The sequence below is a fragment of the Sorangium sp. So ce176 genome (assembly GCF_051519835.1).
Classification (GTDB): Bacteria; Myxococcota_A; Polyangia; order Polyangiales; family Polyangiaceae; genus Sorangium; species Sorangium cellulosum_G.
On the sequence record NZ_CP150371.1, the window covers coordinates 6,670,285 to 6,687,631 of the forward strand.

General features: G+C 73.4%; 11 protein-coding genes. 6 read left to right on the plus strand and 5 right to left on the minus strand.

What is annotated here, in order from left to right; translation table 11 throughout:
* Positions 1–181 precede the first annotated feature (181 nt).
* From WMF42_RS25000 to WMF42_RS25010, 3 genes are all read left to right on the plus strand, one after another.
* Entirely contained in the window at positions 182–2,041 is a 1,860-nt protein-coding gene (locus tag WMF42_RS25000) for a sigma 54-interacting transcriptional regulator (RefSeq protein WP_437685183.1), read from the plus strand.
* Positions 2,038–6,192, plus strand: a complete 4,155-nt coding sequence (locus WMF42_RS25005) for an nSTAND1 domain-containing NTPase (protein WP_437685185.1) — start codon at positions 2,038–2,040, stop codon at positions 6,190–6,192. Before WMF42_RS25000 ends, WMF42_RS25005 begins: the two co-directional genes overlap by 4 nt.
* Positions 6,193–6,545: 353 nt before the next feature.
* The gene (locus WMF42_RS25010) at positions 6,546–9,185 is read left to right on the plus strand and encodes an ADYC domain-containing protein (protein ID WP_437685187.1); all 2,640 of its coding nucleotides are present in this window, start codon (positions 6,546–6,548) and stop codon (positions 9,183–9,185) included.
* 30 nt (positions 9,186–9,215) lie between these two features.
* Here WMF42_RS25010 and WMF42_RS25015 read toward each other — a convergent pair whose 3' ends face one another.
* Entirely contained in the window at positions 9,216–9,650 is a 435-nt protein-coding gene (locus tag WMF42_RS25015; protein WP_061607861.1) for a YciI family protein, read from the minus strand.
* Positions 9,651–10,022: 372 nt separating this feature from the next.
* Here WMF42_RS25015 and WMF42_RS25020 point away from each other — a divergent pair, with 372 nt between their 5' ends.
* Entirely contained in the window at positions 10,023–11,324 is a 1,302-nt protein-coding gene (locus tag WMF42_RS25020) for a cation:proton antiporter (protein WP_437685189.1), read from the plus strand.
* A 45-nt stretch (positions 11,325–11,369) separates the two neighbouring features.
* On the opposite strand, the gene WMF42_RS25025 is transcribed toward WMF42_RS25020, so the two are convergent.
* Entirely contained in the window at positions 11,370–12,005 is a 636-nt protein-coding gene (locus tag WMF42_RS25025; RefSeq protein ID WP_061607868.1) for a TetR/AcrR family transcriptional regulator, read from the minus strand.
* 74 nt (positions 12,006–12,079) lie between these two features.
* Here WMF42_RS25025 and WMF42_RS25030 point away from each other — a divergent pair, with 74 nt between their 5' ends.
* Entirely contained in the window at positions 12,080–12,691 is a 612-nt protein-coding gene (locus WMF42_RS25030; RefSeq protein WP_061607859.1) for a peroxiredoxin-like family protein, read from the plus strand.
* 36 nt (positions 12,692–12,727) lie between these two features.
* On the opposite strand, the gene WMF42_RS25035 is transcribed toward WMF42_RS25030, so the two are convergent.
* Complete coding sequence (locus tag WMF42_RS25035) at positions 12,728–12,877, minus strand: hypothetical protein (RefSeq protein WP_155798321.1); 150 nt, start codon at positions 12,875–12,877, stop codon at positions 12,728–12,730.
* 59 nt (positions 12,878–12,936) lie between these two features.
* Here WMF42_RS25035 and WMF42_RS25040 point away from each other — a divergent pair, with 59 nt between their 5' ends.
* Positions 12,937–13,158, plus strand: coding sequence for a helix-turn-helix domain-containing protein (locus tag WMF42_RS25040; protein ID WP_437685192.1), 222 nt, complete (start codon positions 12,937–12,939; stop codon positions 13,156–13,158).
* Here the strand turns inward: WMF42_RS25040 and WMF42_RS25045 are convergent.
* Complete coding sequence (locus tag WMF42_RS25045) at positions 13,142–16,300, minus strand: PAS domain S-box protein (RefSeq protein WP_437685194.1); 3,159 nt, start codon at positions 16,298–16,300, stop codon at positions 13,142–13,144. The genes WMF42_RS25040 and WMF42_RS25045 overlap by 17 nt on opposite strands.
* Positions 16,301–16,576: 276 nt before the next feature.
* Positions 16,577–17,188 carry a flavodoxin family protein gene (locus WMF42_RS25050; RefSeq protein WP_437685196.1) on the minus strand — a complete coding sequence of 204 codons (612 nt, stop codon included), beginning with the start codon at positions 17,186–17,188 and terminating at the stop codon, positions 16,577–16,579.
* Positions 17,189–17,347 lie beyond the last annotated feature (159 nt).

Consider the following 17,347-nt stretch of genomic DNA (forward strand, 5'->3'; position numbering starts at 1 on the left):
CGCCGCGCGGAGGGGGCGGTCAGCAACGGCTGCGCGGCGACGCGGATCCGCCGCGCGCAACGCTTGCTGAGTCGGCAAACGTTGCCGAGCCTCGCCTGCGAGCTGGCCGGACTGGCCGCGCGCTGGCCGCGCCCTGGCCGCCGGTTGTGAGGGTCGCCCCCCTGAGCGATACTCCGGGCCAATGTGTCCGCGGCCGGACCCGAACCTCGAGACGCAGACGCTCGCCGGCACGTCCGCCGCGCCGACAGGCGTGCGACCCCACCTGCTCGTGATCCAGGGGGGCTCGTCGTCGCGCGTCTGGCTGCCGTCCGGCGGGGCGCTGCTCGTGGGGCGCGCGGCGGAGGCCGATCTCCGCATCGACAGCAGCGCCATCTCGCGGCGCCACGCGCGGTTCGTCGTCGCCGACGGCGAGGTCAGCGTCGCCGATCTCGACAGCCACAACGGCGTCTGCGTCAACGGCGAGCGGATCACGGGGGCGCGGACGCTCCGCCCCGGCGACGTGATCGCCCTCGGCGACGTCGCGCTCATCCTCCGGTGCGAGCCGCCGGCGCGCAGCCGGAGCGCCGTCGACGCGGGGCAGCTCCGCCAGCGGCTCGAGGAGGAGGTCGAGCGCGCGGCCGATTACGGCCGCCCGCTCGCGGTGCTCGCGCTCCTGCTCGGCGACGGGGCGGAGCTCCGCGCCGCGGGCCAGAGGGCGGCGGCCGCTGTGCGGCGCATGGACGTCGTCGCCTGGGGCGGGGACGCGCAGCTCGTCGTCGTCTTCCCCGAGCTCGCCGGCGAGGCCGCGCGGTCGGCCGCGGCGGAGCTCGTGGAGGCGCTCGCCCCGGTCGCGCCCGCCGCACGCGGCGGGTTCGCGTGCCTGCCGGACGACGGCTGCGACGCCGACACGCTCCTCTGCGCGGCCCGCGCCGCCGCCGAGGTCGCGGCCCCGGGCGGCGTCGCCGCGGCCGCCGAGGCCACCGTGCGCCACGTCCTCGGGGACGAGGCGGTGCTCCTCGCCGACCCGGCCATGATCCGGCTCTTCGACCTCATCCGGCGGCTCTCGCAGAGCGACCTGCCGGTGCTCGTGCTCGGCGAGACCGGCGCCGGCAAGGAGAACGCGGCGGCCGCCGTGCACCGCTGGTCGCGGCGCGCTGCCGGGCCGTTCGTGGCGCTCAACTGCGCGACGCTGCCCGAGACGCTCGTCGAGAGCGAGCTGTTCGGCCACGAGCGGGGCGCCTTCTCCGGCGCCGTGGCCGCGAAGCCCGGCCTCCTCGAGCGCGCCAGCGGCGGCACGATCTTCCTCGACGAGGTGGGCGAGCTGCCGCCCGGCGCGCAGGCGAAGCTCTTGCGCGCGCTCGAGGTGAAGCGGATCCAGCGCCTCGGTGACGTGCGCGAGCGCGAGGTCGACGTGCGCATCGTGGCCGCGACGAACCGGGATCTCGAGGCCGAGTGCAAGGCCGGGCGCTTCCGGCAGGATCTGCTGTTCCGGCTCGGCGCCGCCGCGGTCGACCTGCCGCCGCTGCGCCAGCGGCCGCGCGAGATCCCGATCCTGGCGCGCGCGTTCCTCGCCCGGGCGCGCGCGCGGCTCGGCCTGCCCGAGGTCGAGCTGTCCGACGCCGCCCTGCGGGCGCTCGCGGCGCATCCGTGGCCCGGCAACGTGCGCGAGCTGAAGCACGCGATGGAGTTCGCCGCCGCGACGCTCCAGGGCGACGCTGTCGAGGTGTGGGATCTCCCGCCGCGCGTGGCAGGCCGCGCAGCCGAGGAGCCGGCGGCGGCTCTCGGGGCGCTCGCGGCGGCTCCCGGGGCGCTCGCGGCGGCTCCCGGGGCGCTCGCGGCGGCTCCCGGGGCGCCCGCGGCGGCGCCGGGCGCCCCGCGCCGCTTCACGCCGATCGCGGAGGAGGTGCGGCAGCTCGAGCGCCGCCGGATGGAGGAGGCGCTCGAGGTGACGGGCGGCGTGCAGACGCGCGCCGCGGAGCTCATCGGCATGCCGGTCCGCACGTTCGTGCTGAAGATCAAGCAGTACGGCCTGTCGCAGCGGGAGACGAAGCGCCGGCCGTGAGCGTCGCGGCGGAGCGCGCGGATCCGGCGTGGAGCCCCCCGGACGAGTTCGAGGAGTACCGCGTCCTGCGCCCGCTCGGGCGGGGCGCCATGGGGCAGGTGTACCTGGCCGAGGACCGGCTGCTCGACCGGCTGGTGGCGGTGAAGTTCATCGCCGCGGCGTCGCCGTCGGAGACGGCGCGCCAGCGCTTCTTCGCCGAGGCGCGGGCGGTGGCGCGGCTCTCGCACCCCAACGTCGTCGCGGTCCACCGCTTCGGCGAGGTGCGGCGGCGACCGTTCCTTGTCTCCGAGTACGTGCGCGGCACGGGCCTCGACAGGCTCGACAGGCCCCTCCCCTGGGCCGAGGCGCTCTCCATCGGCGTCGGCCTGGCGCGCGGGCTCGCGGCGGCGCACCGGCGCGGCGTGCTCCACCGCGACATCAAGCCCGCGAACGCCGTCCTCTCCCACGAGGGCGAGGTCAAGCTGCTCGATTTCGGCCTGGCGAAGCTCTTGCCTGGGCCGGAGGGCGGCGCGGGTCACGGGCCGGAGGGCGGCGCGGCGCCCCCACCGCCCGCCACGGCGGAGGGCGGCGCGGCGGGCGCGCCCGACGAGGCCGCGACGATGTCCGTGAAGCTGGGCGAGCCCCCGCCGCCGCCGGCCAGGGGCGCCCTGCCAGAGGACGGCGGCGCGACGGCGTCGTTCGCGTCCGGCCCTGCCACGGCGCCGCTCGCGCGGCCGGCGTCGTCGCGCAACGGCGGCGCGCGCACCGGCGGTGACGCCACCCGCGCCGGCGACGCGCCGCCCCCCGGCGCCCCTCGCCCGGAGGGCGCGCCTCGCCAGCCCGAGAGCGTCGTCGGGACGCCGCTCTACATGGCGCCCGAGGTCTGGCGCGGCGAGCCGTCGAGCCCGCGCGCGGACGTCTACGCGCTCGGCGTGCTCCTCTACGAGCTCTGCGCCGGGCGAGCGCCGCACCACGGGGTGCCGTTCGCCGAGCTCCCGCGCGTCGTCCAGGAGACCGATCCGGCGCCCGTCGCCGCCTTCGCGCCCGGCATCGATCCGCGCTTCGCGGCGGCGATCGACCGCTGCGTGGACCGCGACCCCGCGCGGCGCTTCGCGTCCGGCGACGAGCTCCGCGAGGCGCTCGAGCGGCTGCTCGCCCGCCGCGCCGACGCCGCTGTCCCCGAGGGCAACCCGTACCGCGGGCTCCTGCCGTTCGACGCGGAGCACCGCGGGCTGTTCTTCGGCCGCGACGCCGACGCCCGCGCCGTCCTCGACCGGCTCCGGGCGCAGCCGTTCGTGCTCGTGGCGGGCGACTCCGGCGCCGGCAAGTCCTCGCTCTGCCGCGCCGGCGTGCTCCCCGCCGTAACCGAGGGCGCGCTCGACGCGGGCGCCGGCGCGGGCGCCGCCGGGCGCCCGAGCGGCGTCGGGTCGGCTCCCGGGCGCCCAGGCGTCGCGTGGCCGGCCGAGCGCCCGGAAGGCGGCGCGTGGACCGTCGTCTCGACCCGGCTCGGGCGGCGCCCGCTCGCCGCCCTCGCGTCGGCGCTCGCCGGCCTCCCGGGCCTCCCGGGAGGCCTCGCCGACGTCCGCGAGCCCGCGCTCGTCGAGCGGCTCCGCGCCGAGCCGGCCGCCCTCGGGCGCGAGCTCTCGAGGCACGGCCGGCGCGTGCTCCTCTTCGTCGACCAGCTCGAGGAGCTCTGCACCCTCGCGGACCCCGCCGAGGCCGCCCTCGCGGCCGACGCCCTCGCGGCGCTCATCGGCCCGGGCGGCGGCGTGCGCCTGCTCGCGACAGCGCGCAGCGACTTCCTCGCGCGGCTCGGCGCGCTGCCCGGCCTCGGCGACGAGGTCCCGCTCGCCCTCTACCTCCTGCGCCCGCTCTCCCCGGAGCGGCTGCGCGACGTCGTCACCGGCCCCGCCGCCGCCAAGGGCTTCCGGTTCGCCTCCGAGGCGACGGTCGAGGCGCTGGTCCGCGAGGCGGCGCGGCCCCAGGGCGGCCTCGCGCTGCTGCAGTTCACGCTCGCCGAGCTCTGGGACGCCCGCGACGAGGCGCGCCGCGAGATCCCCGCCTCGGCGCTCGACGCCATCGGCGGCGTCTCCGGCGCGCTCGCGCGCCACGCCGACGGCGTGCTCGCCGCGCTCTCGCCCGCGCAGCGCGACGAGGCGCGGCCGCTGCTCGCCGCGCTCGTGAGCCCCGACGGCACGCGCGCGCGGCGGACCGACGGCGAGCTCCTCGGCGGCGGGTCGCTCGCGGCCCGCGGCGGCGGCGCCGATCCGCCGCGCGCGCAGGCCGCGCGCCGCGCCGCGCTCGACGCCCTCGTGCGCGGCCGGCTGCTCGTCGCCCGCGAGGCGGAGGCGGGCGAGCAGAGCGCCTACGAGCTCGCGCACGAGGCGCTCCTCCACGGCTGGGACACGCTGCGCGGCTGGCTCAGCGGCGACGCCGAGCGCCGCGCCGTGGCGCACCGGCTGGAGCGCGCGGCCGCCGAGTGGGACCGCCTCGGCCGCGCCTCCGAGGCGCTCTGGAGCGAGCGGCAGCTCGTCGAGGCGCGCGCCGTCGACCCGGCGGCGCTCGGCCCCCGGGAGGCCGCCTTCCTCTCGGCGTCGCGCCGCGCCGCGCTCCGGCGGCGGCTCGGCCGGTGGGCGGCGGCGCTGGCGATCCCGCTCGTCGCCGGCCTCGGCGTCGCCCTGACGCGCGCCGCGGCCGCGCGCGCTGTCGACCGGGGCGTCGCCGCGCACGCGGCCTCCGCGCAGGCCGCGCTCGCCGAGGCGCGGGCGGCCGGCGCGGAGGCCGAGGCGCTGAAGCGCGGCGCCTCCGGCCGCTTCGGGGCCGGCGACGCCGACGCCGGCGAGGCCGCGTGGCAGCGCGCGCTCTCTGTCTCGGCCGGCGCGGATCGCGCCTACGCGCGCGCGTCCCAGGAGCTCGAGGCCGCGCTGCGCCTCGGCGGCGACAGGGCGGACGCGCGCGCCCTGCTCGGCGACGCGCTGGTCGAGCGCGCCGCGCTGGCCGAGCGCGAGCGGCGCTTCGTCCAGCGCGACGAGCTGATCGCGCGGCTCGCCGCGCACGACGACGGCGGCGAGCGCCGCCGCCTCTGGGACGCGCCGGGCCGCGTCGCCGTTGTCACCTCCCCGCCGGGCGCCGATGTGTCGCTCCGGCGGTTCACGGCGGAGGGCGGCCACCGCGTCCTCTCGGCGCCGCGCGCGCTCGGCAGGACGCCGCTCGACGAGCGCGACGTCGAGCAGGGCTCGCTCCTGCTCACGCTGGCGGCCGAGGGGCGCGCCGAGGTGCGGCTCCCGGTGGTGATCGCGCGGGGCGAGCGCGTGCGCCTCGACGTCGCGCTCCCGCCGGCGGGCGACGTGCCCGAGGGGTTCGTCCACGTGCCGCCGGGCCGCTTCCTGTACGGCATGGGCGAGGAGGGCCAGCTCCGGGGGATGCTCAAGGCGCAGCCGCTCCACGCCGCCGAGACGGGCGCCTACCTCATCGCGCGGCACGAGGTCACGTTCGCCGACTGGATGGAGTACCTGCGCGCGCTGCCCCCGGACGAGCGCGCGCGGCGGACGCCGGCGGCCCACAAGGACTGGCACGTGCTGGAGCTCGCGCAGCCCGCCGGCGGCGCGTTCGAGCTGCTGCTGAAGCCCACGGTCGAGGCGTACCGCGCGCGCGAGGGCGAGCTGCTCCGCTACCCGGGGCGCGCCCGCCGCGCGGCGCAGGACTGGCGCCGCTTCCCTGTCTCGGCCATCTCGTTCGACGACGCGACCGCCTACGCGGCCTGGCTCGACCGGACGGGGCGCGTGCCCGGCGCGCGGCTCTGCACCGAGGCGGAGTGGGAGCGCGCCGCGCGGGGCGCCGACGATCGCGTCTTCCCGGGCGGCGACCGGCTCGAGCCCGACGACGCCAACCACGACGCCACGTACGGCCGCGATCCGCTCGGGTTCGGCCCGGACGAGGTCGGCGCGCACCCCGCCTCGGCGAGCCCGTTCGGGGTGCACGACATGGCCGGCAACGTCTTCGAGTGGACCGTCTCGGCCGACGGCGCCCGCGAGCCCGTGCTGCGCGGCGGGAGCTGGTACGAGAACGCGCTCACGAGCGTGAGCAGCAACCGCGAGGCCTCCGAGCCGACCCTGCGCGACGCCCTCGTCGGGGCGCGGATCTGCGCGACGCCCCGGCCCCACAGCGACTGAGCCGCGCCTGGCGTCGAGGCGGCAGCGAACATCGACAAAGGAATTTTCCGCTGCACATGCACACCGCTGGCGCAGGGCGAGCGCGACCGCCGGGCGCTGGATACGTGCAGCAGCGCACGCCGCGCGGCGCGATGACCAGGTGGTACGTCGCTTGCGAGGACTTGCGGGCACAGGCGCGCGCAGGCGTGGCATCGCGCGCGCCGGCGGGTCGCTCGCGCTGTCGCACGCTCGTGCGCGCGCAGAGCACGGAAAGGTGAAGAGAGCTCGATATGCAAGGTTCCGAGAGGCGTGGGACTCCCTGGCTTGGCGTTTCGACCCGGCGGCGCGGCGGCGCCCGGCGCACCGCTGCGAGATTGAGCTTTTGCGCCGTCATCGCCGCGGGCGCCGCGTGCACAGCGGTGGACGTGGACGTGGACGTGGAGGAGACGCTCGCGGGCGAGAGCGAGCTCGGCGCGAAGGGCCCGGCGAAGGACCCGCCGATCGAGGTGGTCGTGTCGTGGCCGATCGCGATACAGCTCGTTCCGCCGCTCGGAACATCGCTCGCGACGTGCACGCGGCCGCGCTCGAAGCCGGCCGATCCCTCGGTCGACTCGCCCGCTGGCGACCCGATCCTCCAGTCGCCCAACCACCGGTCCCGTAACGGGATCGATCTGCACGGGCGCTGGGATCCCGGCTCGTCGTATGACGAGCTCGAGCAGTCCGAGGTGCCCACGCATTTCCGCCTGGCGGAGATCACGAAGGGCGGCAGGCGCGTCGGCGCCCACGTCGAGAAAGGCAAGCTGATGGGCAGCTTCGATAACGGCGCTCGTCTCGTCGACGCGGACTGGGCCGGCGCCGAGCTGAAGGTCGATCTCCTCTGCGTCGACGGCGGTTGGCAGACGTTCCCCGCGCGCATCGGCGGCGTGAGCGCGACAGGCGATGGCTACGATGTCGAGATCCAGGACCCGGACAGGGCGGAGCGGGGCGAAGCCTCGTGGAGACCGGCGTGTCGCGCGACGCTGGAGATGCCCGAGGCGAGCTGGGCGACTCCCTTCGCCGAGGTCTGGGACGAGCGCGGGACCCGGAGCTCCTCGACGGCTCACTTCACGTTCGCCTGCGCGACGTCGGCCATCATCAAGTGCGACAGGATGGGTTACATCGACGTACCGGACAACGACGACGCGCAGCGCCTCCGGCAGGCGTGCACCCGCATGGTGCGGGCCGACTTCTCCGGCAAAGACCGATCTGCCACGGCGGAAGGGACCCTGATCGACGTCGAGGACAACAGGGGGATCCAGGTCCGTGAGCAGGGGGACCACGTCCCCGTGCTCCCCCTGGAGGCCGTCTGGAGCCCCGACGGCGCGATTTGCCAGAATCACTGGCGCATCGCCGGCCATCCCAACAATTACGGGGGCGCGCCGACGACGTGCTCGGCCGAGGACGCGGCGCTGGACCCCTCTCGCCCCCACCTGATCCGGAGCTGGTCTTGCCGTCCAGGCTCGCTGTGCGAGCGCCAGTACTCCTCGGTGTTCCTCAAGAACTGGCCCGCGCCGGGGGGCCTCACGCAGTGGTCGAACGTCACGGTGGTCAACCCGAACGCCGCGGAGGCCACCGTGAAGCTGACCGTCTTCCCGACCGGCGGGGGGGCGCCGCTCGGCGCCGTGCTGATCAAGATCCCGGCCGCGGGAGCCTACAGCACGTACGGCGATCCGCGCTGGAACGCGATCGACGACGGCGATCTCCTGAGCGATCGCGCGTCAGGGTGGATCGCGCTGTCGTCCGACATGCCCGTCGTGGCGACGCACCGCACCTCGCTCCGCGCCGGGAACACGTGGAACGCGCCCGCCCGGCTCGTCGAGGACGAGCCTTTCCTGACGTCGCCCTCCAGGCGGCTCTTCTCGAGCTACTACCTGAAGAGCTGGCCCGAAGCCGGCGGCCGGACCCAGTGGTCGAACGTCGTGGTGAACAACCCGGCGACAAAGCCGGTATCCATCACGGTGCGGATCCATGGAGTCGACGGCAGCCTCCACGAGCTCGACCGCGCCCTCCCCGCCAGGGGGGTGTGGAACTCGTATGGCGACAGCGACTGGCTGGCCGTGCCCAACACCCCCACGAAGACAGGCGCGCTCGGGTGGGTCGAGATCAGGTCGGACGAGCCTGTCGTCGCGACGAACCGCATCGTTCACCGCGACGGCGCGACGTACGACGCGCCCGTGGCGCTCCTCGACGACGTGGGCTTCGCGGGGGCGACGTCGGCGGCGAAGGAGCTCGCCGCGAGCTCCTTCCTGCGGAACATCCCCGCGACGGGCACGATGACCCAGTGGTCGAGCCTGATCGTCAACAACCCCCATCCGGAGCAGGTGACGCTCACTGTCACGGTGCACCGCAACGGCGGAGGCGCGGCGCTCAGGAGCTTCACGAAGGTCATCCCTTCGTTCGGCGCCTGGAACGCCTACGGCGACCCGGACTGGACGAGCGTCCCGGCCACCGGCAGCGGCGGGCGCTCCGCGGGATGGGTCGAGATCAGCGCCGACCTGCCCGTCTTCGGCACGAACCGGGTGGTCCTGCGCGACGGATCCACCCTGAGCTCGCCGGTCGCCCTGTTCAACGACGAGCCGCTCGTCGCTCCCTCCTCCGACAGCCTGGTCAGCTGGCCTTACATCAAGAACTGGCCCGGCGGCGAGGGGCTGACGCAGTGGAGCGCGCCGGTCGTCAACAACCTGGGCGGGCAGTCCGCGACGATGAGGGTGAAGGTCTGGACGACCGACGGGGACCTTCTCGGCGAGCTCACGCCGACGATCCCCGCGAAGGGCTCGTGGGACGCCGCGACCGATCTGGACTGGGACGCGCTACCGCACACCGACGGGGCCAATCGCCGCTCGCTCGGATGGATGACGCTCATCCCTTCGACGCCGCTGATCGCCACGAACCGCCTCACCTTGCGCGAGGGGACCACGGCGGACGCGCCGATCGTGCTCTACGACGCGACGCCGTTCGTCCGCCCGCGCAACTGAGCGCGACGCTCCCCGTCGACCGCGGGTCGACTATCTCCCCTTCGAGAACGACGCGCCCCACGTCGGCGCCACGTCCAGGAGGATGTCCCTGAAGCGCGGCGGGATGTCCGAGAGATCCGTCATCTGCTGGATCGTGAGCACCTCGTCGCTGCCGAATCCGACGGGGCAGCGCAGCGCCCATGCGATCGCCTCCTCCTTCGAGCTCACCTCGATCAGGTAAAAGCCGCCGACCAGCTCCTTCGTCTCGACGAAGGGCCCGTCGAGCACGGCGCGCTTCCCGCCGGCGATCCCGACGCGCGCGCGGGCCCCGGCGGGGTTGAGCCCCTCGGACGCGATCAGCACGCCGGCCTTCGCCATCTCCTCGTTGTATTTCATGTAGGCCGCGAAGAGCTCCTCGTCCGGAGCCCCCTCCGCCTCTGTCGTCGCCTTGTCGTTCCCGGGTGCTGCGGTGATGATGAAGCGCATCGTCGTGTCTCCTTGGGGTGTCGTGAGGGGCGCCGGACGGTCGTCCCCGCCGGCTGGGCCCTGGCTCCACCGTCACGACGAACGAGGGGGCGCGCGATCGACACGCCGGGGGAGCTTTTTCTCGGTCCCGCCAGGTGTCGGAAACTACACGATTTTCACGCCGGCGAGCGCCGCCGGGCGCCGCGGCCGCGCGGCGGCGGGATCTGCGCGGCGCAACCTCGGTCGGGTCGGGTCGCGGCGCAGGCGGTTGGCGCTTGACATTTCGACACGGGTTGAATCTTCTCCTGAGAAAACCTTTGACGTCCAACCTTCTATCAGGACGACGCCGCATCACGCGTGAGCCGATGCGCGCCGGTCCATAGGTCTGGGAGCATGGATCTATTCCAAGTCTCAGCGGCCCTGCTCTCGCTCGCTGCGATCTTCAGCTATCTCAACCATCGGTTCCTCAGGTTGCCGACAACGATCGGCTTGATGCTGATCGCGATGACCACGTCCATCGCCATGGTGGCCGTCGGCGTGCTGTTCCCGGCCGTGGAGGCGTCGGCGCGGGAGCACCTCTCGGGCGTCGACTTCAACAAGACGTTGATGCAAGGGATGCTCGGCTTCCTGCTCTTCGCCGCGGCACTGCACGTCAACCTCGCGGATCTGAAGAAGCAGCGGCTCGTCATCGGCATCCTGGCGACCGGGGGTGTGCTCATGTCCACGGCGCTGGTGGGCGGCATGACCTACGGCCTCATGACGCTGATGGGCGTGGAGGTCCAGCCGATCTACTGCTTGCTCTTCGGCGCGCTGATCTCCCCCACCGATCCCATCGCGGTGCTCGGCGTCCTCAAGCACGTGGGGGCGCCCAAGGAGCTCGAGATGAAGATAGCCGGGGAGTCGCTCTTCAACGACGGCGTGGCCGTGGTGGCGTTCATCGGGCTCCTGGAGATGGCCTCGGGGACGTCGGGCTTCGACCTGCAGAGGCTCTCGCTCCTGTTCGTCCAGGAGGCGATCGGCGGCGTGCTGTACGGCCTCGCGCTCGGCTTCGTGGCGCTCGCCATGCTGCGACAGGTCGACGACTACAAGGTCGAGGTCCTGATCTCGCTGGCGACAGCGGCGGGCGGGTACGCCCTGGCGTACGCGCTCCACGTCTCCGGTCCGATCGCCATGGTGGTGGCTGGTCTCTTCATCGGGAACGAAGCGCGCGCCGGCGCGATGAGCGAGAAGACCCGCGAACACCTGGACGACTTCTGGGAGTTGATGGACGAGATCCTGAACGCTGTGCTGTTCGTCCTGATCGGCCTCGAGCTCTTGATCATCGCCTTCAACGGTCAGTCCGTCCTCGCGGGGTTGCTCGCGTTTCCTGTCGTGCTCCTGGCGCGGTTCATCGCTGTCGCGCTCCCTGTGAGCCTCATGAAGAGGCGCCGGCCCTTCACCCCGGGCGCGATCCGCATCCTCACCTGGGGCGGTCTGCGCGGCGGCGTCTCGGTGGCCCTCGCGCTCTCGATCCCGGCGAAGCTCGCGGACGGCTCGCTCGTCCACGAGCGCGAGATCGTGCTGTCGATCACCTATGTCGTGGTGGTCACCTCCATCGTGGTGCAGGGCCTGACGATAGGCCCCTTGCTGCGCCGGACGATCGCCGCCGCTGCCGCCCGTGAGCCGGACGAACAGCTCCCCGTGGCAGCCGCCTGACGGGCGCGATGACGACGCGCCGGCTCGGCCGCCGATGCTTGCCCGTCATCGACAACCGGCGCGTTGGTCGTCCGCATGGAGACCGCGCAGCACGATCGCCAGCCCGCCGAAGAACTCCTGGTCCGGGGGCACGCGCCGCGCGTCGCGCGCCGTCGCCGAGAGAAACGGGTACGCCTCCTCGGACAGCGCAGCGAGCTGCGTGGTCCCGGGACCTGATAGCGGTCCGAGGTGTTCGGCCTGCAGCGCGCCGATCACATAGCTGTTCAGGCAGCGAAACGCGATGACCCGCCGCGCTCCGGAGAACCCGGCCTCGGTGAGCACCGCGAGCAGCGCCTCTCCGAACCGGCGCACCCCCTCGGAGCTGTGCCGATGGGCCAGCGTCAGCGGCACCACGGACGGGTGCGCGCGGATGGCGTCGCGCACCCGTTCGACGAGGATCGTCACCCGCTCGCTCCATGCGCCGCGCGCCGGCACCTCGACGTCGACAGCGCCGAGCACCAGGTCGACCACCAGCCGCTCGAGCTGCTCGCGGTCGTTCACGTAGCGGTAGAGCGCCATCGTGCTCATCCCCAGCTCGCTGGCGACCGCGCGCATCGAGAGCGCCGCGAGCCCCTCACGGTCGATGACGGCGAGCGCTGCGGCAGCGATGCCCGGATGGGAAAGCGAGCGCGGGCGCGGCATGGCCTTGACAGCGTACACCGCACGCTCATACTTTGGTAAGTGTACGACGTACGCCTAAAAAGGAAGGAGGGCTGATGTCCAGGCAAGTGAGGCCCGGCGCCATCGTGACCGGACGCGAGCTCGTGAGTGTCACCGGCGTTCCGCTGCGCGTCCCGGACCCGGCGTTCCTGACGCACCTGCAGTTCCGGCGCTTCGCCGGCTGCCCCGTCTGCAACGTGCACCTGCGCTCGTTCGTCCATCGACACGACGAGATCAGCGCCGCAGGCGTTCGCGAGGTGGTGCTGTTCCACTCGCCCGCCGACGAGCTCCGCGAGCACGTGGCCGGCCTGCCGTTCGCCGTCGTCGCGGACCCGGACAGGCAGCTTTACAGCGAGTTCGGTGTCGAGTCCGCGCCCCGCGCGCTGCTCGATCCGCGGGCGTGGTGGCCGATCGTCAGGGCGATCGCGCTCAGCCTCCCGGCGGTCATCGCGGGGCGGCAGCGACTCCCCTCGCGCGATCCGCACGGCGGCCGGCTCGGGCTGCCGGCCGATCTGCTGATCGCGAGCGACGGGCGGGTGCTGGCCGCAAAGTATGGCGAGCACGTCGACGACCAGTGGTCGGTGGACGATCTGGTGACCCTGGCGCGACACGCGACAGCGACGGCGAGCGCGACGACGGCGAGGAGCGCGTCCTCGATCGCTGCGTGAGCGTGGACAGCGCCGATCCCGGACGTCTGATGTTCCTCACGTCGCGACGAGGCCACCGTCGACCGTGAGCGTGTGCCCCGTCATGTACGGGTTGGTCATCGAGAGCTCGATGGCGTGCGCGATGTCCTCCGGCTGCCCGAAGCGCCGGGCCGGGAGGTCCTTCAGTGCACGCAGGGTGTTCTTCACGCCTCCTGCCAGGCATCGCGGGCCCGGCCCTGCGGACATTCCATGCTACTTTGCCTCCCATGCATGACCGTTCGTCCGGCGAGGCCGCCGTGCGGCTCGGCTACGACTCCGAGGCGGCCTTCAGCCGCGCCTTCAAGCAATTCTCGGGCGTGCCGCCGAGCGCCCTGCGGCGGCTGGGGCGCGACGAGGGCTCGCGCGCGTCGCGCGTCGAGGATCCCTGGAGCCCTGTCGCGCGCTCCGATCGTCGCGCGCGCCGCCGGCGCCTCACGCCTGCATCGTGAACGTGGCCAGGATCTCCTGCAGAGAGCTCGGCTCGATCGGCTTGATCAGGTGCATATCGAAGCCAGCCTCCCGCACCCGCCGCCGATCCTGCTCCTGGCCATAGCCCGTCAGCGCGATCATCAGCGAGGGCGAGACGCCCGCGTCCTCCTTCGCGCTCTCCTTCAGCTCCTTCAACGCCCGCGCCACGCCGTATCCATCCATGCCGCCGGGCAGACCGATGTCACACAGGACGACCTCCGGCCGGAACGCGCGGGCCGCCTCCACACCGGCGCGCCCGGACAGGGCGACCTCGACCCGATAGCCGTCCATGGAGAGGAGCGCCTGCAACATCTCGGCGGCGTCCTCGTTGTCCTCGATGATCAGGATGCGCAGCGACCTCGGGTCGACGCCTGGCGGCGGCGCGGCGCGCTCGGGGGACGACTCCGGGTCACGCGAGAGCGGAAGACGGAGGACGATCTCCGTCCCTCGACCGACGCCGGCGCTCTCGGCCGAGACCACGCCGCCGTGGAGCTCGACCAGGCCTTGGACGAGCGCCAGCCCCAGCCCGAGCCCGCCCCGGCTGCGATCCAGGCTCCGGTCGGCCTGGCTGAACGGCTCGAACATGCGCGCCAGCATCGCCGGATCCGTGCCGATGCCTGTGTCGCGGATACGGATGGCCGCGGCGCCGTCCGACGTCGTCGAGAGCATGACCGTCACCCGGCCGCCGGCGTCGGTGAACTTGTTGGCGTTGTGCAGCACGTTGCTGACCGCCTGCGAGAGCCGGGTGGGATCGCCGGAGACCCAGACAGGGCCGTCCGGCAGCTCCAGATCGAGCGACAGGCCGCTCGCCTCGAGCGTGCTGCGGTAGTCCTCGGCTGTCTGCCGGAGCAGCCTGCACAGGTCGCAGCGCTCCTTGCGCAGCGGGATCCTCCCCCGCGCCACGCGCGAGACGTCGAGCAGGTCGTCGACGAGCCGGGCCATGTGCGACACCTGCCGCTCGATCACGCCGCACGCCCGCACGAGCGGCGGTAGCTGCCCGGCGACCCGCCGCAGGATCTCGACCGCGTTGCGGATGGGCCCGAGCGGATTGCGCAGCTCGTGCGCCAGCATCGCCAGGAACTCGTCCTTGCGCTGGTCTGCCTCCTTCAGCGACGCCTCCGCGCATTTCTGATCATGGATATCCGTACAGGTGCCATACCACCGCACGATGTCGCCCTCCGGCCGGCGGACGGGCACGGCGCGGCACAGGTACCAGCGGTGCTCGCGGCCGGCGGCGCTTCCGAAGCGGTATTCGACCTCGTAGGGCTCGCCGGTCGCGACCGCCCGGCGCCACGCGGAGAGGCACCTCTGGCGATCGTCCTCGTGCACGAAGGAGGCCCAGCCCTCACCGGGGGCATCGCCCTCCTTCATGCCGGTGCGCTCGCGCCACTGGCGGTTGCCGTAGTCGATGCTGCCGTCGGGGCCGGCCGTCCACACGACCTGCGGCATCGCGTCGGCGAGCTCCCGGAACCGCGCCTCGCTCTCGCGGAGCGCGTCGTCGCTTTGCTTCCTCTCCGTGATGTCGTGGGCAGCGCTGATGACGAGCCGCCTGCCCGTCGCGTCCCTCCCGAGCGGCGCGCCGCTGAACACCCACGTTCGCTGAGCGCCGCTCGCCGTCGTGACGTTGAACTCGCTCTCGATCGGCCTGCCCTCCAGCCGATAGACGGCATCGATCGCGGCGCGGGCGGCGCCCTGCAGCGGGCCGTGGGCCTTCGCTGTCCACTCCTCGATGGTGGGGATCTGCTCGCGGGTGTACCCGCTGAGGTCGAGCCACGCGCGGTTGACGATGATGATCTGCCCGTCCTCGGCGTGAATCATCATGGGGAACGGAGCCGCCATCACGGCGCGGCGGAGCCGCTCCTCGCTCTCCTGCACCAGGAGCTCCGCGTTCTTCCGCTCGGTGAGGTCGATGATCGAGCCGATGTAGCCGAGGAACTCGCCCCGCGGGCCGAGCCGCGGAGAGGCCGAGTCGACGCACCAGCGGTAGGCGCCGTCGGCGCGGCGCACGCGGAAATCCATCCTGTAGGCCTCGCCCCGCGCCCAGGCCCGCAGGAAGGCCTCCGCCACCGCCTGCCGATCCTCGGGGTGGACGGCATCGAGCCAGCCAAAGCCGAGGGCGTCCGGCTCGGGCTGCCCCGTGAAGTCGATCCAGCCCCGGTTGGTGTAGGTGCAGGACCCGTCGGAGCCCGTGATCCAGATCATGACGGGAGAGTGATCGGCCATGTTGCGGAAGCGCGCCTCGCTCTCGCGCAGGGCCAGCTCCGCGAGCTTCCGGGAGGTGATGTCTCCGATGACGCCCGTCATCCGGATCGGGCGCCCGTCGTGGTCCCGCTGCACCAGCGCGCGGCTGTGGACCCAGCGCTCGCGCCCGCCGGGGTCGACGATGCGGAACTCGCAGGAGTAGTCCGTCTCGCCGCGCAGCGCGCTGTCGACCTGCGCCCGGACAGCGTCCCTGTCGTCGGGGTGCAGCAGCCGGGCGAAGCCGTCCATGCTGCTGCCGAGCTGCGCATCGCTGACACCGACCTGATCGAACACCTCACGCGACCAGAAGATGTGTCCGCTCGGCAGGTCCCACTCCCAGATGCCGAGCTGGCCGCCCGCGAGGGCCAGCCGCAGCCGCTCCTCCCCCTTGCGCAGGCCCTCCTCGGCGCGCCGGCGGACGGTGATGTCGCGACCCGTCTCCAGGACGAGGCGCCGGCGCTCGCCCCCCTCGACGAGCTGCATCCGGCTCTCGAGGACGATCTTCCGGCCGTCGCAGGCCGTGTGCTGGAGCTCGCCCGCCCAGCGGCCTTCGCGCTCGAGCGCCCTCTCGATGTCCGCGAGCGGCACAGGGAACACGGTGGACAGGAGCTCGTGGCTCGACCGCCCGAGGGCGTCACGCGCGGAGAAGCCGTAGAGCCGCTCGGCTCCAGGGCCGAAGTACACGATCCCGCCCGTGCCGCCGTGCTCCCAGACGAAGGCCGCCTCGCTGACCTGATCCAGGAGGGCCGCCTTCAATCGAAGCTCGCCCGCGACCTGCCCCTCCTCGCAGCAGCCGCCCGCCGGGAAGGTCTCGGGTACGAGAGGGCTCGCCGCCCCGCGGTCGGGCCCGCTGCAAGCACGCTCCGGCTTTGCCTTCAGCACGTCGCTCCTTCGGTCGATCTTCTGTCGGCCTTCAGCGCATGCTGCAAGCGCTGCGACGTGTGTTCCTCAGGATGAGGTCCACGGAATGACAGGCAACCTGAGCGGCCCTGGCGAAACGGAGATCAGGCAGCCTGAACCAAGCCGAGCAGACAGGCGCGCTGTGCACCGCGGCCATGTCGCCGCCCGCCTGGTACGGCCAGACGTCTGGCTGCCGGTGGCCAGACGTCTGGCCACGGGTGATGCGGCCCCTCGAGAGCAGAGCGGCGGGTCGGAGGATCATGGGACCGCATCCTGTCGGACGAGGAGGCGGCCACGCACGAGCTGGAGCGTGGTCTCGGCGACACGGCGACCGAGGTGCTCGGCGGTGCGCAGATCCGCCTCCGGGGGCGCGACGTCTGGGCCCTGGTCGACATTCGACTGAGCACCGGCGCCGAGCCAGAAGCCGAGTCGATTCAGATTCTCCTCCGATCCCTTTGTAGAATTGTTCGCGGGCGGCAGACCGAGGCTGACCCAGTGCATGCCGTGCTGGGCGGCGAAGAGGGCGATCTGGATCAGCGTGGCCAGCTTGTCGCCGGACCGGGAGCCCGAGTTCGTGAAGCCGGCGGCGATCTTGTCGCTCCATGCGAATCCCCTGGCCATGACCGCGCGGGACGTCGCTTCCTGGAACGCCTTGAACTGAGCCGTCGCGCTGGCCATGTACGTCGGCGCGCCGAAGATGATCGCCTCGGCGCAGGCCAGATCGTCCCAGCGCGTCTGCGCCTCCTCGACGGTCAGCAGCAGGGCATCGGCGCCCTCCACCTGCTCCACGCCTGCTCTCACGGCCTCCGCCTGACGCCCGGTATGACCGTAGCCGCTGTGATAGATGATCGCGACGCGAACGCTCGGCATGCATCTGCCTCGCGTCGACGCGGGCGGCGCGCTCTGCCGCGCCGTGGAATGGCCCCTGTGCACGCTCACGTACTGCCTCCTTTGCTCTCGCCGCCGGTCGCGGTGGTCGGTTGTCCCGTCTGCTCTGACGAAGCGCGGCGAGGAAAGGTGACCGCCCGG